Here is a 20,800-nt window from a genome sequence, read left to right as displayed (position 1 = left end):
ATGTCGGACCCGCGCTCTGCCGCAGACGGTCGCCGCGGTCGCGCGGACCGCACCGGAGGCGCCCCGGGGCGGCCGGCTCTCGTTCCCGCTCGAACCGAGGCCGGAGCTGCGCCGAAGACCACGGCGGGCCGCGGCGCGTCCTGGGGCGCGGAGGCTCTCACCGCGTCGAAGCGCTGGCTCTCCGAGACCCCGCTGCTCGAATTCACGATGGCGATCCTGCTGGCCGCCGGCTACAACCTGCCCGGCCTGCCGGTCGACATCCCGATCCGCTACTTCGCGATGGCCGTGCTCGTGGCGGTCGCGACGACCCGCCGCCCGCGATTCGCCTCGCCGCAGTTGCGGCTGTTCATCGTCGCCGCGGTGGTGCTGGTCGTCTACGACCTCATCGTCTCGGCGTCCGCGGCGCCCATGACGGGTGCGTCCGACTGGCGCCAGCGCCTCATCCGGCTCGGACTCCTGCTCGCGTTCACCGTCTTCGCGGGGACCGGCCGGCTGCGCCTCGTCGCACTCATCGAGGGTTTCGCGTGCGGGCTCGTGCTCAACGCGGTCCTGTTCTACGCGGGGATCGCGCCGCACGACTACCAGCAGTTCCTCTCCGGCTACGTCGGGGACAAGAACGCCGCCGGTCTGCTGTACGCGATCGGCGGACTGCTGCTCGCGGCCACGCAGACCTCGCGCTGGGCGCGATGCAGCACCGTGGCCGCCTTCGGCGCGCTCACCTTCCTCACCGGCTCCCGGACGACGATGGCGGGGCTGCTCGCCTCGGTGGTCTGGCTCGCGGTGTTCACCCGCCGGACGTTGGTGACTCGCATCTTCGGGGGCGTCGCACTGTGGTTCGCCCTCGCCTACGTGCAGGACAATCTGGCACGGATCGGCATCTTCGCCGATCGCGTCGGCACCGACACGCTCCGCGCCCAGATCGCGGATCGGGTGGCCCGCAAGCTCGCCGAGACACCGCCGCAGGGATCCGGTCTCGGCACGGCGTTCGTGCAGATGACCACGGGGCAGATGTTCCTGTTCCATGATTCCTACGCGACGCTGTTCGTCGAGGGCGGCTTCGTCGCGCTCATCGTCGTCGTGGCGGTCACGGCGTGGATCGGCTTGCGTCCCCTGCGATCGGATCCTGGTCCGTTCAGCGCCCGCGCGATGGAGGCGGCGACGATCGTGATCCTGGTCACGGCGACGCAGCTCGGCGAGGTGTTCCTCACCATCGGCTGGGCGCTCGTGCTGGCCGTGGCGATGCACCCGGGCCTCCCCCGGAGCGACATCTCGCACGCTGCTCATCCGCCGCCCTGACCTTCCGCAACCGGTCAGACCGCGGCGTCGGGACCGACGCCGTGCGTATCCGCGGAGCGGTGGGCCCGCGCGGGGACGTTGCGCTGGCCTCCCGCCGGTCGCGGTCGGGCATGCGCGGCGTCGGCCGCCACTGATGCATCATCGGCGACGCTGCGGGAGCGAGCGGGTGCGCGGCCCGTACGGCGTTCGCCGCCGGCGCCCGCCGGCTCCGGCCCGTCGGCGCTCGCCGGGGACGCGTCGCCGTCCAGCGCCGCGGGAGCGAGCTCCGAGTCGGCGCTCATCGTGGCGACGGTGTCGACGTCGCCCTCCTTGTCGGCGTCGTGCACGCTCGTCTGCACGTAGTACCGGTGGTTCTTGCGGGAGGAGCCGTAGCCGTTGGCGCTGTTGCGCATGGCCACGAAGTTCAGCACGACACCGAGCATCCGCGCGCGGATCTGATCGAGCTGGGTGCGGGCCTCCACGATCTCCGCCTTGCGGGTGCGGCCCATGGCGATCACGAAGACCACGCCGTCGACGAACGCGCTCATCACGCTCGCATCGGTCACCGGCAGCACGGGCGGCGCGTCCACGACGATGAAGAAGTCTCGCCGCAACTCGCCCAGCAAGCGCTGGAAGGCCGTGGACCCCAGCATCTCCGACGGGTTCGGCGGGATGCCTCCCGCCGGCAGCACGAACAGGTTCGGATCCGAGGTGCGCCGGATCGCCGGACCGATCGGCATCTGTCCGCTGAGCACCTCGCTGAGCCCGACAGTGCCGTCCAGCTCGAAGCCATCCGCGACGGACGGGCGGCGCAGGTCGCCATCGATCACGAGGGTGCGCTGGCCGGACTCCGCGAGCACCTGAGCGAGGGAACGGGTCGTGCTCGACTTGCCCTCGCCGAGGTTGGCGCTCGTCACCATGACCACGCGCACCTCCTGATCGACGCTCGCGAAGCGCAGTCCGGTGCGGATCTGCCGATACGCCTCATGCGCGACGGCGCGGGTGATCGCTTCCTTCTTGCCGCGCCCACCGACGTCGAGCGTGGGCACCCGGCCCAGCACACCGGTGCCGACGAGGGCCGCGACGTCGGTGTGGGACCGCACGCGCACGTCGAGAGCCCGTCGCAGCAGCACGAGCAGCAGCCCCGCGGCGAGGCCGATGAGGGCACCGGACAGGATCATGGCGCGCTTGTCGGGCGCGGACGGCGAGGTGGGCGGCACGGCATCGTCGAGCGGCACGATCACGATCCCGTCGCGCTGGACTGTCGTTCCGTCAGGAGGCGGCGTCGCCCCGGCCCCCGCGGCGTCCTCGATGCGGGCGACGACGTTGGCGAGCGCGTGCAAGGCGCCGTTGGCCAGCTTCAATGCGCTCTGCGGATCCGGGGCGTTCGCGGTCACCCGCACCATGGTGCTTCCCGGAACCACCTCTGCGCTCAGCGAGCCGTTGAGCTTCGACAGCGGGACGTTCGCGTCCTTCGCGATCTCCTGACGCACCTGCGCGGTGTCGACGAGAGGCATGTAGGCGCCGGCGCGATCGATCGCCGTCGTGGTTCCGGCGATCACCGATCCGCCGGTGCCGGCGATGAACCCGGTCGCCTGAGCGGTGTACACCGGCGCGGTGAGCTGCGCGCTGAGAAGGCCGCCCAGCGCACCGAGGAGCAGTCCGAGCGCGAGGAACCACCATCCGCGCCGAATCAGGATGAGGAAGTCGAGCACCGTCACCAGCAGCTCCTCTGCTTGTGGGGAGCGTATGCCAAAGACCGCGAGAGCCAACTCCCCAGTGGCGTCCCGTCCGTAGTCTATGCCGAGGGGTCCCCCGAAAGCACGAACCGAAATATCACCGACCGGCACCGCGCAGGCGCCCTCGTCCTAGAATCAGCGCGTGAGCATCGCACCTGCTGGGGGGTCCGCGTCGGGCGCTCCCGCAAGGGTGCCGGTCTGGGTCAACGTCCACCTCTCTCATGCGGCGGTGCAGCGCGTGGCCGATCGGGCAGGCGTGGATCTGCTGCACGTCAAGGGCCCGGCCACCGCCGAGTTCCTGCGCGCGAACCGGCACCGGTCCTCCGATGTGGATGTTCTGGTGCGGCCGGGCCACGTCGAGCGCCTTCTGGCGGCTCTGCAGGAGAACGGCTGGGCGTTGTTCACCGACTTCGAGGAGGGGTCGCCGTTCGGTCACGCCGCCAACCTGCGGCACGCGACATGGAGCTTCGTCGATGTGCACCGCCACTTGCCGGGGCCCCTCGTCGACGCGGAGACGGTGTTCGATCGGCTCTGGCGCGATCGCGAAGCGGCGCTGATCGCGCATCGTCCCTGCGCGGTGCCTTCCCTGCCGGGGCAGGTCCTCGTGCAGGTCACGCATGCGGCGCGCTCGCACGCATCGGAGCGCGCCGAGGCGTGGGATCACTGCGATGACGACCTGCGCCGGAAAGTGCGGGCGCTCGCGGACGAGCTCGCGGCGGGCACGGCGCTGGCAGCCGGGATCGGCGAGCTGGCGCGGCACCGCGATGCGCCGGACTTCGCACTGTGGCGTTTCTGGTCGAGTCCTGATGGCGACCGGGTGGACGAGTGGATGGCTCGGATCCGCTCCGCTTCGGGCGTCCGGGCGAAACTCGCGGTGCTGCGGCGCGCGCTGCCGGTGAATCGCACGCATCTTGCGCTGCGCCTCGGCCGGGAACCGCGGCACGGCGAAGTCCTGCGCGAGCAGTTCGCGCGGATCCAGCTGGCCCTGGCGCAACTGGGCCGGCGTTGGGGCGGACGACGGTGACCGCCCAGGCGCGCTATGAGATCAGCGCCGATGTGGCCTGGGTCGAGGCATCGGACCTGGGCAGCACGCCGCATCTGGTGTGGGCGGCGCAGCTGGAGACGGCAACCCAGTTCGCGTTCACGGACACGGCGTGGCTCGTGTGGATGCTGCTGTCGGATGGGGTCTCGACTGTGCCCGCGCTGCGTCGCGAACTGGATCGGATCCATGACGAACTCGGTCCGGACGTCGATCGGCCTTCATTCGCCGATGCGTCCCTGCAGGATTTCCTCGATGCCCTGGTCCGCGATGGACTGATCCGTCTCCTGTGAGCGGATCAGCGCCGCCGCCACTGCGACGACCGGTCAGAGGAGAGCCTCTGCGCTCGACGCGACCCGCGCGGTCTCAGCGCGCCGCATCTCTCGCAGGACCGGGAACATGGCGCTGCTGGTCTTCGGCGACATGAAAGGACGAACGACGCCCATGCCGGCCACTGTCGGCATCCAGCGATCCCCGTCGCGGCGCACATATCCCAGGCGCCGGAGTTCATCGATCCGTCGCCGCGCGCGGAAGACACGGAAGGCCGTGACCCGTCCACCCGGTCCGAGCAGGGCCTCCTGCTCCACTCCCTCTGCAGACACCACGCGGTTGAGCAGCTCCCAGAGAGGGGCGGGCAGCGTGACGCCGAAGGTCTCACCCCGTTTGAGTTCCCTCTGCACCTCGGCGTCCAGATCCTGCTGCGCTTTTCCGCGGAGGCGCGTGCCTGCCACCGCGTGCGAGATGTCGTTCATACCCATAGAGACTCTGCTTTCGACGTTTTATGACGCGAAGACTCCGCCGAATTCCGCTGCACACCCAATGCGTCGATGAGGGTGAGCATCCGCGCGGCCCCTGCGGCCGGCGAGTATTCGGCGAACCATCGTTCGAACAGCGACCCCCGATGCGGGGATCCCGACCCGGCTGTCAGATCCGCGATCCGCTCGGCGAGCGCGACCGGATCCCCTGCGGGCACGATCGCCCCTCTCGGACCGACCACCTCCGGCAGCGCCCCCGCGTCGCTCACGATCAGCGGCACCCGTGCCGCCATCGCCTCCGCGGCGACAAGTCCGAAGGACTCCTCCACGACCGAGGGGACGACGAGCAGATCCACGGTGTCGAAGAACTCGGCGGCGTCGACCCATCCCGGACGATGCGTGAGATGCGCCACCGGGCCGAGTGCCTCCTCCATCTGCACGAGGTCGGCCTCGGGAACGAACAGCGGCTCCCCGGCGAGCACCAGCCGGTAGCGTCCCGGCATGCACTCGTCCAGCAGCTGAGCCGCGGCCGCCAGCACATGCACGCCCTTGTCGAGTCCGAGGCGTCCCAGGAAACCGATCCGGATGTGTCCGTTGTCGTCGGGGCGCGGGTCCGCGCGCCGGATCGCATCCGTCCAGTTCGGCAGCACCAGCGCATGAGGAACCGCTTCGGCCATCGCGGTCGAGGGTACGAGCGTGGCGACGGCACGGTGACGCGCGATCGTGGAGATCAGGCCGCGCAGGCCGCTCGGTCGCTGGTGCAGGTGCACCAGCCGGTCCCTGTGCCCCAGCGTCGCCGCCGCGGGCACCAGGCCGTTGCACCACAGCAGGCCTTCCGGGCGGGTTCGGCTCCACCATCGCAGCGCGCACATCCACAGGATGCGGTTCCGCGCCGGGAGCCCGATCACGGGGAGGCCCTCGCGCACCGCGGCCGCCATCACCGACGACGACGCCGGGAGGACCGCGGTGACGTCGACATCGAGGTCGCGAAGCACGGCAGCGATGCGGAGCAGCATCACCTCGCCCCCGCCCATGCCGCCGTTGTTCGCCGCGAGATAGACGCGCGGAAACCTGCGAGCCGTCCCCGTCTGGCGGCTTCCCCGCGGAGCGGCACGCACGGCCTGCGCCGCGATCTCCTCTTTCCAGGCGCTGGAGACGTCGACATCGTCGACCGCGTACGGCGTCGCGGCCGCGCGCAGCGGCCGGGCAACATCGCTCATCGGTGCCTCCCCAGTGGCACGTCAGATGCCTCCCACAGGCATCGCGACCTCCCACAGGTCGCTAGAGGTCAGACTACGTCAGAATCGGCACGACGGGAAGCACGGGCGCAACGTCGATTCGCGCGGAGCCGGCCCGTGCCGTAGACTCTCCCCTTGGTGTGCGGTCACTGCTGGTCGCACGCACGAACGTGAGCCCTCCACTGGCGTGTTCCCTTTCGTTCTTTGACAAGCTCGAGGATCGATCAGAACCACCCCGGAGTGGGATTCACGAACCTCTCCGTTCGATCAAGAAAGCAGCACTATTGTGACGCGCACTTACACCCCCAAGGCCGGGCAGGTCCAGCGTGACTGGGTCGTCATCGACGCCACCGACGTCGTTCTCGGTCGCCTCGCCTCGCACGCCGCAGCGCTCCTGCGCGGCAAGCACAAGGCCACCTTCGCCAACCACATCGACTCGGGTGACTTCGTCATCATCGTGAACGCCGACAAGGTCGCGCTCACCGGTCAGAAGCTCCAGAAGAAGATCGCCTACCGCCACTCGGGTCACCCGGGCGGGCTCAAGGCCGTCGCCTACTCCGAGCTGCTCGAGAAGAACCCCGTCCGCGCTGTGGAGAAGGCCATCCGCGGCATGCTCCCGAAGAACAGCCTGGGCCGCCAGCAGCTGGCGAAGCTCAAGGTCTACACGGGCTCCGAGCACCCGCACGCCGCTCAGCAGCCGAAGACGTACACCCTCGACCAGGTCGCCCAGTAAGCGCCGTTACGAATAAGGACATACTCGTGGCTGACAACGACACCACCGAATTCCCGCAGAACTTCTCGACCGAGACCCCTGAGGCCGCCGCCGTCGAGACCGCTCCGCGTCCCGTTCTGACCGTCCCCGGCGCTGCCGTGGGTCGTCGCAAGCAGGCCATCGCCCGCGTGCGCCTGGTCCCGGGCGCCGGCACCATCACGGTGAACGGCCGCTCGATCGAGGACTACTTCCCGAACAAGCTGCACCAGCAGCTGATCAACGACCCGTTCACGGTGCTGAACCTCACGGGTGCGTACGACGTGATCGCCCGCATCTCCGGCGGCGGCCCCTCGGGCCAGGCCGGTGCGCTGCGCCTGGGCATCGCCCGCGCGCTGAACGAGATCGACGTCGAGAACAACCGCCCGACCCTCAAGAAGGCCGGCTTCCTCTCGCGCGACGCTCGCGTCAAGGAGCGCAAGAAGGCCGGTCTCAAGAAGGCCCGCAAGGCTCCTCAGTACTCGAAGCGCTAAGCCGCGCGGACCTCAATGGCTCTGTTCGGTACGGACGGGGTGCGGGGGCTGGCCAACGGCCCCCTCACTGCCGATATCGCGCTCACCCTGGCCCAGGCGACTGCCGTCGTCCTGGGCCAGGGCCGTATTGCCGAGGCTCGCAAGGCGGCCGGCAAGCGTCTCACCGCCGTGGTCGCGCGCGACCCGCGCATCTCGGGGCACTTCCTCAGCGCCGCCGTCGAGGCAGGACTCGCCTCCTCCGGCGTGGACGTGCTCGATGCGGGAACGCTGCCGACCCCGGCCGCGGCGTTCCTCATCGCCGACATCGACGCCGACTTCGGTGTGATGATCTCGGCGTCTCACAACCCGGCGCCCGATAACGGCATCAAGATCTTCGCCCGCGGAGGCGTGAAGCTCCCCGATGTCGTCGAGCAGCGCATCGAAGAGGCCATGGCCGGCGAGAAGCTGCGCCCCACCGGCGCCGACGTCGGCCGGGTCAGCCGCTTCTCGGACGCCGAGGACCGCTACGTCATGCACCTGCTGGCGTCGCTCCCGCACCGCCTCGACGGCCTCCACGTGGTGCTCGACTGCGCGCACGGAGCCGCCAGCGGCGCCTCCCCCGAGGCATTCAGCAACGCGGGCGCCAAGGTGACCGTGATCGGTGCGGATCCGGACGGGATCAACATCAACGACGGCGTCGGATCCACGCATCTCGACAAGCTCGCCGCCGAGGTCGTGCGCGTGGGCGCCGATGTCGGCATCGCGCATGACGGCGACGCGGATCGCTGCCTCGCCGTGGACGCCGATGGCAACGTCATCGACGGCGACCAGATCATGGCGATCCTGGCGGTCGCCATGAAGGATCGCGGGCGACTCGCCGAGAACACCCTCGTCGCCACCGTGATGAGCAACCTCGGTCTGCACGTCGCGATGCGCGAGCAGGGCATCACCGTGCGCCAGACCGCAGTCGGCGATCGCTACGTGCTCGAGGACATGAACGCCGGCGGCTACTCGCTGGGCGGCGAGCAGTCGGGCCACGTCATCATGAGCGACTTCGCCACCACCGGTGACGGCGTGCTTACGGGCCTGCATCTCGTGGCCGAGATGGCGCGCCAGAAGAAGACGCTGGCCGAGCTCGCGTCGATCATGACCGTCTACCCGCAGAAGCTCGTCAACGTCAAGGACGTCGATCGCACCAAGACGGACGACGAGCACGTGCAAAAGGCCGTGAAGGCCGTCGAGGCCGAGCTCGGCGACACCGGCCGGGTGCTGCTGCGCCCCTCCGGCACCGAGCAGCTCGTGCGGGTGATGGTCGAGGCCGCAGACGAGCAGTCCGCGCACGAATACGCGCACCAGCTCGCCGAGGTCGTGCGCGAGCGACTCGCCCTCTGACCATGACCGACGAGGCATCCGGGACCGTGCCGGCGCAGCGAATGCTGCGCCGCACGTGGCCCCTGCTGCTCGCCTACGGCGTCGCGCTCGCGCTGATCGCGTTCTGGCCCCAGCACGTCGACAAGGGCATGGGGTTCTTCCTCAAGACGATCACCCGCTATCTGCCGGCCCTCACCTACAACCGCATCGAGTTCGCCTCGAACATCCTGCTCTTCGTGCCGCTCGGCATCCTGCTGGCCATCCTGTTGTCGCGCCGACGCTATCTGATCATGCCGATCGGCGTCGTCGTCTCGCTGACGATCGAATCCGCGCAGGGAGTCTTCCTGTCCGGACGCACGTCGAGTATCTCCGACCTCATCGCGAACACCGCCGGAACCTGCGTCGGACTGCTCGTCGTCGAGTTCGTGGATGCGGTGGGCCGGGGCGCCCGCGACCGCTGAAGCGGCCTCGAGGCGAGATCCGATATTCCGCACTCTGGATTCCGAGCCGTCTCAGGGCTAGCATGAAGCCACGCCGCAGCCTTTGGGAGGATGCGGACGTCGGCTCGGCAGCTTCTCGCCCCGAAAGAGCAGCCACCGATCGGCGATGGACCGCAGCCTTGGGAGGGTTGAGGTCCGGGGAGGATGGCCTCTGCCATCCGCCGTTGTGGGAACGGTTCTGGGGAGTTCTGGGGAGTGTCTGGAAAAGTAGACTTCGTAGCGACGGCGCACACCGTCGCGCTCTGGCGCCACGCGTACGCGAAACGCCTCGCCGTCACCGACACGATCATCGTCTGCGCGGCGGTCGCCTTCGCGCAGATCGCCCGATTCGGATTCGGTGACTCCCGCGTCGTGGGTCTCAATCTCCTGAACGCGGAGCTCGAGTACTCGATGTTCTCGATCGCGCTGGCCCTCGTGTGGTCACTCGCGCTGCAGCTGTCCGGTTCGCGGAACGCGAAGGTCATCGGCGGCGGTTCGCTCGAGTACAAGCGGGTCGCTGACACGACGATCAGGCTGTTCGGCGTGCTCGCGATCCTCGCCTTCGGGTTCCAGCTGCAGCTCGCCCGCGGCTACGTGCTGATCGCCTTCCCGATCGGGCTCGCTCTGCTTTTCCTCGGCCGTTGGCAGTGGCGGCGCTGGCTGCTGAACCAGCGCACCCGCGGGCGCTTCGCGCATCACGCCGTCGTGGTGGGCGAGCGGGAGAAGTCCCGTCACGTCGGCGCCTCGATTCTGCGCGAACCAGGGCTGGGCGTCCAGCTCCTCGGTGCCGTGACCGAGAACGGCAGCGACCGGGATCTCCTCCCCGGGGTGCCCGTGCTCGCCGGCTTCGACAACGCGCTCGAAGCGGTGCTCGCCTCCGGTGCGGACACGGTGGTCTACAGCGGATCCGATCGCTTCAGCCCCGAGGCGCTGCAGGAGTTCGGCTGGGGCCTGGAGGCGGCGAAGATCGAGTTGCTGGTCGCCCCCGCCCTGACCGGCATCGCCGGCCCCCGGCTGCACTCCATCCCTGCGCCCGGCCTTCCGCTGATCCGAGTCGACTATCCGGCGTTCGAGGGCACGAAATATCTCGCCAAGCGCACGTTCGACCTCGTGGGCTCCGTGATCGCTCTTGTCGTTCTGAGCCCCCTCTTCATGATCCTCGCCATGTGGGTGCGACAGGACGGCGGAAAGGCGCTCTTCCGCCAGCAGCGCATCGGTGCCGGTGGCAGACGCTTCGAGATGCTCAAGTTCCGCACCATGGTCGTGAACGCCGAAGACCGGCTGCCCTCCCTGCTCGACCAGAGCGACGGCAACACCGTGCTGTTCAAGATGCGGAACGATCCCCGGGTGACCGCGGTGGGCCGGGCGCTGCGCCGGCACAGCCTCGACGAGCTGCCGCAGCTGGTCAACGTGCTGCGCGGGAACATGTCCCTGGTCGGCCCGCGCCCCCCGCTCACGTCGGAGGCGGAGCACTACGACCACCGCATGCAGCGCCGGTTCCTGGTCCGTCCCGGTATCACGGGACTATGGCAGGTCAACGGACGGTCCGACCTGTCGTGGGACGACAGCGTCCGGCTCGATCTCTTCTATGTGGAGAACTGGTCTCTGACCGGAGACCTGGTCATCCTGTGGCGCACGCTGCGGGTCGTCGTCGCCGGAACGGGCGCGTATTGAGCGCTCAGGAGACGCCTCACGAGCGAGGGGCCGTGCCCGAAAAGGTAGAATCTGCAAGGACGCTGAATGTTGTCGTGCGCTTCACCCGAAGATCCGTACGACACGGAGGCACTGGGGGGCATTGGGAATGTCAGTAGACCGCGGAATGAACGCGTCGCCGGCGACGAGATCGGATCACATGGGGATGAGATCGGATCGCGCAGCGACGAGATCGGACCACGCCGCGACGAGCTGGCAGCGTCGGTACGCGGCCCGGCTCGCCGTCACGGATCTGCTCATCGTCGTGGCCGTGATCTTCGGCACCCAGTTCTTCTGGCTGGGATTCAACTCCCAGGATGTGAGCGGGCTCAGCATCCTGGACTACACAGCGCTGTCTCTGCTGCTGGCGATCGCCTGGGCGGCGACGCTCACGATCTACGACACGCGCAGCCCGCGCGTCGTCGGCTACGAAACAGCGGAGTATCGCGCGATCGTCAACGGCGCGCTGCGACTGTTCGGCGTCGTCGCGATCATCTCGTTCCTCCTGCAGGCGAACATCTCACGCGGCTATATCCTCATCAGCTTCCCGCTCGGCGTGCTCCTCCTGATCCTCAGTCGCTGGCTGTGGCGTCGTTGGCTGCACAGCCAGCGCACGCACGGCGAGATGATCTCGCGGGTCCTGCTCATCGGCGACACCGCCGCGAACCTGCGCATCCATTCCGAACTGCTGCGCAGCCCGGAGAGCGGCTTCGTCGTCGTCGGGGCCTGCTCGACCTCGCCGGAGCGCTCGGATCGACTCGGCCCCACCGGCGTCCCCGTCCTCGGCGGGCTCGACGACGTCGCCGAGGCCCTCGTGACAACCGGTGCCGACACCGTGCTGGTCTCCAGTGAGAGCGGGCTCCCCGCCGATCGCGTGCGGGCGCTGAGCTGGCAGCTCGAGGCCGGCCAGCAGCACCTCATCATGGCGCCGAATCTCACGGATATCGGCGGCCCGCGCATCCACATGCGCCCGGTCGCGGGCCTCCCGCTGATGCACGTCGAGACGCCGAGATACACGGGTCCGCAGGTCGTGGCCAAGCGCGCATTCGATCTTCTGGGATCCGGAGCGCTCATTCTGCTGCTGTCGCCGGCGCTGCTCGTCATCGCATTCCTCGTCAAGGCGACCAGTCACGGTCCCGTCCTCTATGGGCAGGAACGGGTGGGCATGAACGGGGTGCCGTTCATGATGCTGAAGTTCCGGTCGATGGTGGTCGGCGCCGACGCTCAGCTCTCGCAACTGCTCGCCGAGCAGGGGCGCTCGGACGCGCCCCTCTTCAAGGTCGAGAACGACCCGCGCATCACGAAGGTCGGCCGGGTGCTGCGAAAATTCTCCCTCGACGAGCTGCCTCAGCTGTTCAACGTCTTCCTGGGCTCGATGAGCCTCGTCGGCCCTCGCCCGCAACGCGACGGCGAGGTCGCCCTCTACGACGATGCCGCACAGCGACGCCTCATCGTGAAGCCGGGGATGAGCGGCCTGTGGCAGGTCAGCGGCCGATCCTCGCTGAGCTGGGAGGACGCGATCCGTCTCGACCTGTACTACGTCGAGAACTGGTCGCTCACCGGAGACCTCAACATCCTGTTCCGCACGTTCAAGGCCGTCTTCGCGCCCGGCGAGACCGCGCACTGACCGCCGCCGGGGGTAGGGGATGATGGTTAGGTCTGCGGAACGAAAGACTGACATGTGGGGGGAAGAACGCGTATGCGTCTGTCTGTGATCGGATGCGGCTATCTGGGGGCTGTGCACGCTGCAGCGATGGCATCGATCGGCCACGAGGTGGTCGGGATCGACGTCGACACGCACAAGATCGACGCTCTGTCGAGGGGTGAGGCTCCGTTCTTCGAGCCCGGCCTGCAGCAGATCCTGACCGAGGGCATCACGTCGGGGAGACTGCGTTTCAGCACCGACACGGCGGATGCGGCAGGAGCGACCGTGCACTTCATCGGCGTGGGCACACCGCAACAGGCCGGGGGCTACGGCGCCGACCTCACCTACGTCGATGCGGCCGTGTCCGCCCTGCTCCCGCACCTGCGATCGGGGGACATCGTCGCCGGCAAGTCGACCGTGCCCGTCGGAACCGCCGCGCGCCTGGCGGAGCTCGTCGCGCCGACAGGGGCGACCCTGGTCTGGAACCCCGAGTTCCTGCGTGAGGGCTGGGCCGTGCAGGACACGATCGACCCCGACCGTCTGGTCGCAGGCGTTCCCGCGGGTGAGCGCGGCGAGCACGCCGCCGGGATCCTGCGCGAGGTCTACCACCCTGCCGTCGCCAAGGGCACGCCGTTCATCGTGACGGACTATGCGACCGCAGAGCTCGTCAAGGTCGCCGCGAACGCGTTCCTGGCGACCAAGATCTCCTTCATCAACGCGATGGCCGAGATCGCCGAGGTCACGGGCGCCGACGTCACCCAGCTCGCCGATGCGATCGGCCACGACGCCCGCATCGGTCGCCGCTTCCTCGGAGCCGGCATCGGCTTCGGCGGCGGCTGCCTGCCGAAGGACATCCGCGCCTTCGCCGCACGCGCCGAAGAACTCGGTCGCGGCGAGTCGGTCAACTTCCTCCGCGAGGTCGACGCGATCAACCTGCGCCGCCGTGAGCGCGCCGTGCAGCTCGTCGTGGACGGGCTCGGCGGCACGGTCTACGGCAAGCGCATCGCCGTGCTCGGCGCGGCCTTCAAGCCGCACAGCGACGACGTGCGCGATTCCCCCGCCCTCGACGCCGCCGTACGTCTGCATGGTCTCGGCGCCGACGTCGTCGTCACGGATCCGCAGGCCATCGAGAACGCCCGCCGGTTCCATCCGCAGCTCACCTACATCGCCGAGCGCGATGAAGCCCTGCGCGACGCGCATGCCGTGCTCGTGGTCACCGAATGGGACGAGTACCGCCGCGAGCTCGATGCGTCGCATGTCTCCTCGCTGACCTCCGGTCGCGTGGTCGTCGACGGACGCAACTGCCTCGACGCCGTCGCGTGGCGCGCGGCCGGCTGGACCTACTACGGGATGGGGCGCCCGTAGTGCCGGGATTGCTCGTTCACGAGTGGATCGAGTCATCCGGCGGCGCGGAGAACGTGCTCGAGGCGATGGCGAGGGCCTTCCCCGATGCGGACATCCAGTGCCTGTGGAACGACGCCCCGCAGCGGTTCGCCGGCCGCCACGTGGAGGAGACCTGGATCGCGCGCACCCCTCTGCGCCGGAAGAAGGCCCTTGCGCTCCCCTTCACGGTGCCGACATGGCGCGGGCTGCGGGGACGGACGGACTACGACTGGATGCTGATCAGCTCCCATCTGTTCGCCCACCATGCCCACCTGCGCGGGCAGGACGTGCCGAAGTACGTCTACGCGCACACACCGGCGCGCTACATCTGGAACCCCGAGCTCGACGAGCGCGGCAACAGCGCCGCCGTCCGCGCAGTGTCTCCGCTCTTCCGGCGCATCGACCGGCGTCGAGCGCAAGAGGCCACAGCGATCGCCGCCAACAGCGCTTTCGTGCGCGACCGCATCACCGCCGCCTGGGAACGCGATGCCGTCGTCATCCATCCCCCGGTCGCCGTCGACCGGATCCTGTCCGAGTCCGACTGGCGCACGCGGGTTGCCGACGATGCCGAGAAGAGCCTCCTCGACGCGCTCCCCGAGCACTTCGTGATGGGCGCGTCGCGGTTCATCCCGTACAAGCGTCTCGACCTCGTCATCCGCGCCGCCGACGCCGTGGGGCTCCCGGTCGTGATCGCCGGTCGAGGCCCGGAGGAGCAGCGTCTCCGAGCAGTAGCAGCAGCAGCGAAGGTGCCCGTCCGGATCGTCGTGTCACCATCCGATGCCCTGCTGTATGCGCTGATGCAGCGCGCCTCCGTGTTCGTCTTCCCCCCCGTCGAAGACTTCGGGATCGTTCCGGTCGAGGCTCAAGCCGCGGGGACTCCCGTGGTGACGGGACCCGTGGGCGGGCAGACGGAGACCTTCGTTCCCGGTGTCAGCGGCGTCATCGCCGAGTCGACGTCGATCGCGCATCTCAACGAGTCCATCGCCACGGCTCTGAACCTGCCGTCGTTCGACCCGAGCGCTGTCACATCCCCGTACTCCGAGCAGGCATTCGTCACGAAGCTCCGCGGGTTGCTCCGATGATCGTCGTCAATTGCCGTTTCCTCGCCCAGGAACGCACTGGGGTGCAACGATTCGCGGAGGAGATCACGAGGGAACTCGTCGAGCTTCGCGACGACCTCACACTGGTTGCTCCCCCGGGCGAGCTGCGCTACGAGAAGATCGGCAACGTAAGAGTCGCCCGAGTCGGCACATCTCAGGGGCATCGATGGGAGCAGCTCGATCTTCCTCGATTCCTTCGGCGCACGCACGACAGCCCCCTGCTCCTCTCCCTGATGAACACCGGTCCGGTTCTCTACCGGAATCAGATCGTCACGCACCACGATCTGACTTATGTCCGTTTCCCCGCCACCTACACCCGCAAGTTTCGCGTCGGCTATCGAATGCTCTCCCGGGCGACTCTTCGGCATGCGCGCAGGGTTCTCACCGTCAGCGAGTTCTCCCGGTCCGAGATCGCCGCGGTGTACGGCATCCCGACGGACCGCATCAGTGTCATCCCCAATGCTGCTGGTGCGGCCTTCCAACAAGCGCACGCAGGAGAGACGACTCCTCCATACATGCTCGCGGTCTCCTCGCTGCTGCCGCACAAGAACATCGATTTCCTCGCGACCGCGTTCCAGCGCTACGCAGAGGAAAGCGGCACAACCACCGTTCTCAAGCTCGTCGGAGCACCGCAGGCGGAGAAAGTGGGCGGGCGCGTCGAGGCTTCCGACTCGTCCCATATCGATTTCCTTGGACGCGTCAGCGACGAGGAGCTTGTGGAGCTCTATGCGCACGCGCGAGCCTTCATCTTCCCTTCCCTCTACGAGGGATTCGGCATTCCCCCGATCGAGGCCCAAGCTGCTGGCCTTCCCGTGATCGCCGCTGCCGCCGCATCGATCCCTGAAGTCCTTGGGGCTTCTGCGCTTTATTTCGACCCGACCGACGAGGAACAGCTCATCGGTCAGATCTGCGAACTCGATACCCGCGAGGCGGCACGAAACAAATATCGTTCCCTAGGTTTCGAGAACGCCCAGCGCTTCTCATGGCGCACTTCAGCGGCGCAACTGAGTTCGCTGCTCACGTGACTCGCGACGGCCCTCAGGACCGCGTCTCAATGCTCCGCCTGAGACGCAGAGAGGGAATCTCGACGACTTTGTACATGGCTATGCCGGCAAGCACACCGACGACGATCTTCACCAGGACACCTTGGAGAGACGGCCCCCATGGGACCCACGCGTCAATCAGTTTGGCGAACGGGTAGTGGACGAGATAGATGCTGTAACTCGACAGGCCGATCAGCTGGACGATCCTCGCGGACGCAAGACGGAGAAATGCTGACTGAACGACGCCTGCGGGCGCGACCAGACCGAACGCGATGAGAAACGCTGTCGCCGCCGGGACGGTTACGAAACGCACGGTTATCTCGTAGATGTCGTTCGACGAGACAAAGCCCGTCACGGCGACGACGAGTGCGACTCCGATCCAGAGAGGATGTCCGAGACGAGTGAGATACCGAGCCCCATTCTGTCGGTACATCGCATACACCGTTGCGAGGAGCACACCCCACGCAATCGCATCGATCCGTGTGTCCGTCGCCCGCAACAAGCGCGCGATGTCCGCCCCTTGCAGGATGAGCACCACCCGCCAGAGAGGAACGAGGACGATCAACGCGATGGCGATCGTGGCAAGATCCCGTCGGCTGTTCCGACCTCGCACCAGTACGACCCATAGGATCGCGAATACGATGTAGAACTGTTCCTCGATGCCGAGACTCCATACCACATTCGTTCCCGGAAGGATCCCGGACCCGCCACCGAATGCCTGCTGCCAGTTCGAATAGAAGAAGACTTGCCCCGCGACCGATCCGAGGTCGACCGAGAACACCTTGAATACAAAGCCGAAGATGATCGTGGGCACAACGACAGCAATCAACAACGGTGGCAAGATCTTGAACGCTCGCTTGAAATAGAAGTCTCCGATGCGGAATGCGTTCGTCTTCTCTTGCTCCCGGAGCACGACATGAGTGATCACGAATCCTGAGATGACAAAGAACGCCATCACCCCGCTGTCACCCGGAACCTTTGGCAGACCCGCATGCATCGCAACGACAAGGAGCACGGCCATCGCTCGGAGCGCGTCGATGTGAAGGTATCGTCCGGATGTCGCATCTGTGCGGAGTACGGCTGATGAGGTTGCGGTCACAAGCACACCTTACGGGCCCGAAACGCTGGTCGAGCGTCCGGCCGAGCGCTCCGCTCATGAGGCAGTCGAGTCCGTCAGGAAGACCGCCGATCGTCGAGCGATCGCGGTGGCGTGAGGCGTGAGGCGTGAGGCGTGACAAGAATCAGACAGAATAGAAGTAGCATTGCCACCGCGCGCCGTCGGCGACGTGGCGAAGATGAGCCCCGGGGAGGCCATTTTGGACAGCTCAGCGGGCAGCCTGACCGCGTTTGCTCGGCGAACGGGCTACAAAGATCTCAGTGATGCTGGACGGAAGTCAGTGCCACTGGACCGACTCTCCGAGGAAAGATGAGTCTTACGAGCCCTTCCCCCGGCAGACAGCCTGTTGCCATCTCGTGCGCGTTCGATGAGAACGCAATCCGCGCCATCGCGCTCGGAGCACATCGACACGACGTCTTGACGCGACGGGCGATTCGGGATCAGGCACCACTTCTCAACCTGGCGCGCGGCGCAGGACGCCTTCTACCAGGTTCTCGCGTCATCCGCTCCTTCGTCGCGAAGCAGTCCGCGCGGGTTGGGGACAGCGCCACCCCGGAGGACATCCGACTGTCAACAACGTCGGAGTTCCTGCGGGTGTTCGGCGGACGAGTACGCACCCCCCTCACCCACACGCTGGGTAACGCCACCTGGAAGGTGGTATTCGACAATGCCGCGCGACACATCGACTTCGGTGACGCCCGGACACTGATCTCGATGCCGGGGTCGTCACTCGGCACCTTCGAACGAAACCGATATCGTCGGCTCGTCCTACACGAAATCGACGCGCACCCGCGGGTTCGCAATGAACGTCTCGAGGCCTTCTACGGCGCACGCCGAGCTGCCGCTGAGACCTATCCCCGCTGGTTCGTAGAGCGGATCGAAGCTGAACTCGAACTCGCAGACTCGGTCCTCGTGCCGGGCAAAGTTGTCGCCGGACAAATGCGCAACAATGGCATTTCGGAGAAGAAGATCATCCAGGTGCCCTATGGTGTGGACCCCACCGTATTCCGTCCTCCATCCATCAGGCCGACCGAGAGGCGGCGCCGTCTACGTCTTGTCTGCACAGCACAGATCTGTCTTCGCAAAGGCACACCCTTCCTCCTCGACGCTGTCCGCGATATGCCCGTCGATCTGACTTTGGTCGGTCAGGTCTTCGACCGGCGTATCATGACAGACCTGCCGGACAACGTCACTCATGCCGGGGTACTCACGGCTGCGCAGATCGCCGATCTGTACGCACGCTCGGACGCATTCGTCCTACCCACCATTGAAGACTGCTTTGCGTTGGTCGTCGCAGAGGCGGCCGCGGCAGGCCTCCCCGTCATCACAACATTCGAAAACGGTGCACACGAGCTCCTCGGCGCGGAGCATCAGGTCATCGATGCCGGCGACGTGGCCCAGCTCAGACATGCCATCGACGCACTGGATCTCCTCTCCTGGGATCAGCGGACGACGAATGCAGATCGCGCTCGCGACGGTGCCGCCACGACATGGAGCGAGTATGCCGACACCGTTCTACATCGAATTGGAGCGCTCTCATGACGCCTCGGGAAGATTCCGTCACCGCGGTGATCCCTACGATCGGGCGACCGGAGTTGCGTTCGACGGTGGAGTCGGTCTTGGCCCAAACCGCACATCTGCACGAGATCATCGTCGCGGCCGATACCGACGGCGAGTTAGATCTTCCCCAGGATTCGCGCGTGACGGTGGTACGCACCGGGCCTCGTGCCGGGGGAAACGTCGCACGCATGGCCGGCATCCGAGCAGCCAGCAGCAACCTCATCGCGCTTCTCGACGATGATGATCTTTGGGCGCCTGAGAAGCTTGAGCATCAGATCCGTGCGATCAGGGATTCGCGGGGCCGGCTAGATGACACTTGGCTCAGCTGCACTCTGGTGGAAGAGCCCGGCGGCAGGCACTGGCCGGAACGCCGGATCGAAGTCGGCGAGCGTCTTCCCGACTATCTCTTCCGAAAGCAAAGGATTAAGGCGGGGCAGGGTGCCATCCACACCTCGACGTTGCTCTTTCCTCGCGCGCTGGCGCTGAAGCATCCGTTCGATGAGAATCTCCGCTTCCATCAGGACACAGACTGGCTGATGCGACTGGACCGCGAAGCCCCTGGTACCGCAGTGATCCAAGTCCCGGAACCACTCACTCGGCTACGTGCAGGCGGAGGTTCGGTGTCCCGAGGCATCAAACCGCTTGAGTCCCTGGCATGGGCCCGCCGCGCGCTCGCTCATGTCGCCCCCGGCACTCGAGCGGACTTCCTCGTGACGGTGACCTACTTCCAGGCGCTGCGGCACAAGGACTATTCTGCGGCAGTCAGGGTACTTGGGGTCGCCTTCTCCTGGGGGCCGCCGACGTTGCGCGCGCTCCCGTCAGTCTTGATGCTGCCGCTGAAGGTCATGACGCGGGGAAGGAACCTCTAGGCCGTGATCCACCCCATCGCCGACAGCACGGACACCCCGTGCACCCACCGACCGAGGCAGGATCAGATATGACCGATGTCGCGTCTCTTCTCCCTGGCGCCGAGAGGTTCGACGGCCAGGGGGGCGCCATCGCCACCTGGGTCCGCGAGACATATTCGCTGTCACGATACTCGACCATGGTCGCGAGTCCGCGCGCGACTGAGGCATTCGCGTATCCCGTCAGCTATGCGCGAGTCGCCCCCTACGACGCCTACGAGCGCTGTCTGCGCGCAGGCTCTCGTGTGCTCTCCCGCCAGATCGGCAAGCCGCTCCATGTCGTCTACAATCGCCTGCTCTGGGACAGATTTTGGGTACGCTCCGCGTTTCGACACATTGGAGATGCGCGCCTGATCCAGATCCACAACCGGCCGCACTATGCGAGGCTCCTCCGTGAAGCCGGTTACCGGGGCCGCATCATGCTACACATGCACAATGACCTGCGCAGCTATGTGAACGATGCGGAGGCGGAGATGGTTTTCTCTCATATCGACAGCATCGCATTTTGCAGCGCTTTCATCATGGACCGCGCTCTGGAGCACTTCCGTGATCTTCCTCGAACGGTCGCGATCCCCAACGGGGTCTCGAGCACGCAGATCGATCGCTTTCGTGAATCCCGCACGGATGCCCCCCTGCGCTTGATCTACGCCGGACGAATAATGCCGGAGAAAGGACCGCTCGAAGCAGTTGAGGTGTGCGTAGAGCTGCGTCGTCGAGGGATCGATGCACGCATCGATCTGGTGGGCGGCACCGGATCGGGCAGCGACAATAGTCCGACTCCGTACCTCGCGATGGTGGAGTCCGCTGTGCGCGATCTCAACGAGACGGTCGGCGTCGAAGTCGCCCGGCTCCTCGGCCCGAGGCCTCATCCGGAGGTATTCCGTCTCTTCGAGGAAGGGGACCTCTTTGTGCTCCCCTCAGCGTGGGAGGAACCGTTCGGCATGGTCGCGCTGGAAGCGATGGCCAAGGGTTGCGTTCCTTTCGTGTCGGCGAAGGGCGGCCTCCCCGAAGTCGTCCGCGATGGAGGAGTCGTCATCTCGAACACGTCGGAATCGAAGACATCGGTCGTCTCAGCCTTCGCCGATGCTGTGGAGGAGCACCTCGCCCCGGATGCGCTCGACCGGCTGCGCCTACTCGGATGGGATCGAGCAAGCGAGCTCACCTGGGAGAGGGTGGCTGAATCCGCCGATCAGGAATTCGAACGAGAACTGGCATCGCTCTGAGGTAGAATCAGCCTC

At 67.0% G+C, this 20,800-nt stretch carries 19 protein-coding genes; 15 read left to right on the top strand and 4 right to left on the bottom strand.

The features are described from left to right. A complete protein-coding gene (locus ACFC1J_RS06385; protein WP_375903536.1) occupies window positions 1-1,296 on the top strand; it encodes an O-antigen ligase family protein in 1,296 nt (431 codons plus the stop codon). Between the two features lie 14 nt (window positions 1,297-1,310). On the opposite strand, the gene ACFC1J_RS06380 is transcribed toward ACFC1J_RS06385, so the two are convergent. Next, window positions 1,311-2,996 (bottom strand): polysaccharide biosynthesis tyrosine autokinase, encoded by a 1,686-nt coding sequence (locus ACFC1J_RS06380; protein ID WP_375903534.1) that lies wholly within the window; start codon window positions 2,994-2,996, stop codon window positions 1,311-1,313. 247 nt (window positions 2,997-3,243) lie between these two features. On the opposite strand from ACFC1J_RS06380, the gene ACFC1J_RS06375 reads away from it, so the two are divergent. Both ACFC1J_RS06375 and ACFC1J_RS06370 read left to right on the top strand, forming a co-directional pair. Continuing rightward, complete coding sequence (locus ACFC1J_RS06375; protein WP_375903532.1) at window positions 3,244-4,038, top strand: nucleotidyltransferase family protein; 795 nt, start codon at window positions 3,244-3,246, stop codon at window positions 4,036-4,038. Continuing rightward, window positions 4,035-4,346, top strand: coding sequence for a hypothetical protein (locus tag ACFC1J_RS06370; protein ID WP_375903531.1), 312 nt, complete (start codon window positions 4,035-4,037; stop codon window positions 4,344-4,346). Before ACFC1J_RS06375 ends, ACFC1J_RS06370 begins: the two co-directional genes overlap by 4 nt. A gap of 33 nt (window positions 4,347-4,379) precedes the next feature. On the opposite strand, the gene ACFC1J_RS06365 is transcribed toward ACFC1J_RS06370, so the two are convergent. Together ACFC1J_RS06365 and ACFC1J_RS06360 are read right to left on the bottom strand one after the other, a co-directional pair. After that, complete coding sequence (locus ACFC1J_RS06365; RefSeq protein ID WP_375903530.1) at window positions 4,380-4,811, bottom strand: hypothetical protein; 432 nt, start codon at window positions 4,809-4,811, stop codon at window positions 4,380-4,382. Further along, complete coding sequence (locus ACFC1J_RS06360; protein ID WP_375903528.1) at window positions 4,802-6,028, bottom strand: glycosyltransferase; 1,227 nt, start codon at window positions 6,026-6,028, stop codon at window positions 4,802-4,804. The genes ACFC1J_RS06365 and ACFC1J_RS06360 overlap by 10 nt, the downstream gene beginning before the upstream one ends. A gap of 304 nt (window positions 6,029-6,332) precedes the next feature. Here ACFC1J_RS06360 and rplM point away from each other — a divergent pair, with 304 nt between their 5' ends. From rplM to ACFC1J_RS06315, 9 genes are all read left to right on the top strand, one after another. Next, entirely contained in the window at window positions 6,333-6,779 is a 447-nt protein-coding gene (gene rplM / locus ACFC1J_RS06355; RefSeq protein ID WP_045249783.1) for a 50S ribosomal protein L13, read from the top strand. Between the two features lie 26 nt (window positions 6,780-6,805). Then, window positions 6,806-7,288 carry a 30S ribosomal protein S9 gene (gene rpsI, locus ACFC1J_RS06350; protein ID WP_375903525.1) on the top strand — a complete coding sequence of 161 codons (483 nt, stop codon included), beginning with the start codon at window positions 6,806-6,808 and terminating at the stop codon, window positions 7,286-7,288. Window positions 7,289-7,303: 15 nt separating this feature from the next. Continuing rightward, entirely contained in the window at window positions 7,304-8,659 is a 1,356-nt protein-coding gene (glmM, locus tag ACFC1J_RS06345; RefSeq protein WP_375903523.1) for a phosphoglucosamine mutase, read from the top strand. A 2-nt stretch (window positions 8,660-8,661) separates the two neighbouring features. Further along, complete coding sequence (locus ACFC1J_RS06340) at window positions 8,662-9,099, top strand: VanZ family protein (RefSeq protein WP_375903521.1); 438 nt, start codon at window positions 8,662-8,664, stop codon at window positions 9,097-9,099. Window positions 9,100-9,333: 234 nt separating this feature from the next. Beyond that, window positions 9,334-10,791, top strand: a complete 1,458-nt coding sequence (locus ACFC1J_RS06335) for a sugar transferase (RefSeq protein ID WP_375903519.1) — start codon at window positions 9,334-9,336, stop codon at window positions 10,789-10,791. 184 nt (window positions 10,792-10,975) lie between these two features. Continuing rightward, a complete protein-coding gene (locus ACFC1J_RS06330) occupies window positions 10,976-12,436 on the top strand; it encodes a sugar transferase (RefSeq protein ID WP_375903517.1) in 1,461 nt (486 codons plus the stop codon). 72 nt (window positions 12,437-12,508) lie between these two features. After that, on the top strand, window positions 12,509-13,819 hold the full coding sequence (locus ACFC1J_RS06325) for a UDP-glucose dehydrogenase family protein (RefSeq protein WP_375903515.1): 1,311 nt from the start codon (window positions 12,509-12,511) through the stop codon (window positions 13,817-13,819). Beyond that, the gene (locus ACFC1J_RS06320; RefSeq protein ID WP_375903513.1) at window positions 13,819-14,919 is read left to right on the top strand and encodes a glycosyltransferase; all 1,101 of its coding nucleotides are present in this window, start codon (window positions 13,819-13,821) and stop codon (window positions 14,917-14,919) included. The genes ACFC1J_RS06325 and ACFC1J_RS06320 overlap by 1 nt, the downstream gene beginning before the upstream one ends. Then, entirely contained in the window at window positions 14,916-15,962 is a 1,047-nt protein-coding gene (locus ACFC1J_RS06315; RefSeq protein WP_375903511.1) for a glycosyltransferase family 4 protein, read from the top strand. Before ACFC1J_RS06320 ends, ACFC1J_RS06315 begins: the two co-directional genes overlap by 4 nt. Before the next feature lie 13 nt (window positions 15,963-15,975). On the opposite strand, the gene ACFC1J_RS06310 is transcribed toward ACFC1J_RS06315, so the two are convergent. Next, window positions 15,976-17,079 (bottom strand): acyltransferase family protein, encoded by a 1,104-nt coding sequence (locus ACFC1J_RS06310; RefSeq protein WP_375903509.1) that lies wholly within the window; start codon window positions 17,077-17,079, stop codon window positions 15,976-15,978. A gap of 327 nt (window positions 17,080-17,406) precedes the next feature. On the opposite strand from ACFC1J_RS06310, the gene ACFC1J_RS06305 reads away from it, so the two are divergent. The 3 genes from ACFC1J_RS06305 to ACFC1J_RS06295 all read left to right on the top strand — a co-directional run bounded on the left by ACFC1J_RS06305 (window position 17,407) and on the right by ACFC1J_RS06295 (window position 20,785). Beyond that, the gene (locus tag ACFC1J_RS06305) at window positions 17,407-18,639 is read left to right on the top strand and encodes a glycosyltransferase family 4 protein (RefSeq protein ID WP_375903507.1); all 1,233 of its coding nucleotides are present in this window, start codon (window positions 17,407-17,409) and stop codon (window positions 18,637-18,639) included. Continuing rightward, window positions 18,636-19,526: a glycosyltransferase family 2 protein gene (locus ACFC1J_RS06300; RefSeq protein ID WP_375903505.1), complete on the top strand. Its 891-nt coding sequence runs from the start codon at window positions 18,636-18,638 to the stop codon at window positions 19,524-19,526. The genes ACFC1J_RS06305 and ACFC1J_RS06300 overlap by 4 nt, the downstream gene beginning before the upstream one ends. 68 nt (window positions 19,527-19,594) lie before the next feature. Continuing rightward, window positions 19,595-20,785: a glycosyltransferase family 4 protein gene (locus ACFC1J_RS06295; protein WP_375903503.1), complete on the top strand. Its 1,191-nt coding sequence runs from the start codon at window positions 19,595-19,597 to the stop codon at window positions 20,783-20,785. The last annotated feature ends 15 nt before the right edge of the window (window positions 20,786-20,800 follow it).

This window comes from Microbacterium sp. NPDC056052, from assembly GCF_042266785.1.
Taxonomy (GTDB): domain Bacteria; phylum Actinomycetota; class Actinomycetes; order Actinomycetales; family Microbacteriaceae; genus Microbacterium.
This window is presented reverse-complemented; position numbering and strand designations above follow the sequence as displayed.

What these genes read in the sequence shown, in the direction of transcription:
- ACFC1J_RS06385 (WP_375903536.1), top strand. Translation starts at nt 1, where the DNA reads ATGTCGGACCCGCGCTCTGCCGCAGACGGTCGCCGCGGTCGCGCGGAC.
- ACFC1J_RS06365 (WP_375903530.1), bottom strand. Translation starts at nt 4,811, where the DNA reads ATGGGTATGAACGACATCTCGCACGCGGTGGCAGGCACGCGCCTCCGC.
- ACFC1J_RS06360 (WP_375903528.1), bottom strand. Translation starts at nt 6,028, where the DNA reads ATGAGCGATGTTGCCCGGCCGCTGCGCGCGGCCGCGACGCCGTACGCG.
- glmM (WP_375903523.1), top strand. Translation starts at nt 7,304, where the DNA reads ATGGCTCTGTTCGGTACGGACGGGGTGCGGGGGCTGGCCAACGGCCCC.
- ACFC1J_RS06340 (WP_375903521.1), top strand. Translation starts at nt 8,662, where the DNA reads ATGACCGACGAGGCATCCGGGACCGTGCCGGCGCAGCGAATGCTGCGC.
- ACFC1J_RS06330 (WP_375903517.1), top strand. Translation starts at nt 10,976, where the DNA reads ATGAGATCGGATCGCGCAGCGACGAGATCGGACCACGCCGCGACGAGC.
- ACFC1J_RS06325 (WP_375903515.1), top strand. Translation starts at nt 12,509, where the DNA reads ATGCGTCTGTCTGTGATCGGATGCGGCTATCTGGGGGCTGTGCACGCT.
- ACFC1J_RS06315 (WP_375903511.1), top strand. Translation starts at nt 14,916, where the DNA reads ATGATCGTCGTCAATTGCCGTTTCCTCGCCCAGGAACGCACTGGGGTG.
- ACFC1J_RS06305 (WP_375903507.1), top strand. Translation starts at nt 17,407, where the DNA reads ATGAGTCTTACGAGCCCTTCCCCCGGCAGACAGCCTGTTGCCATCTCG.
- ACFC1J_RS06300 (WP_375903505.1), top strand. Translation starts at nt 18,636, where the DNA reads ATGACGCCTCGGGAAGATTCCGTCACCGCGGTGATCCCTACGATCGGG.
- ACFC1J_RS06295 (WP_375903503.1), top strand. Translation starts at nt 19,595, where the DNA reads ATGACCGATGTCGCGTCTCTTCTCCCTGGCGCCGAGAGGTTCGACGGC.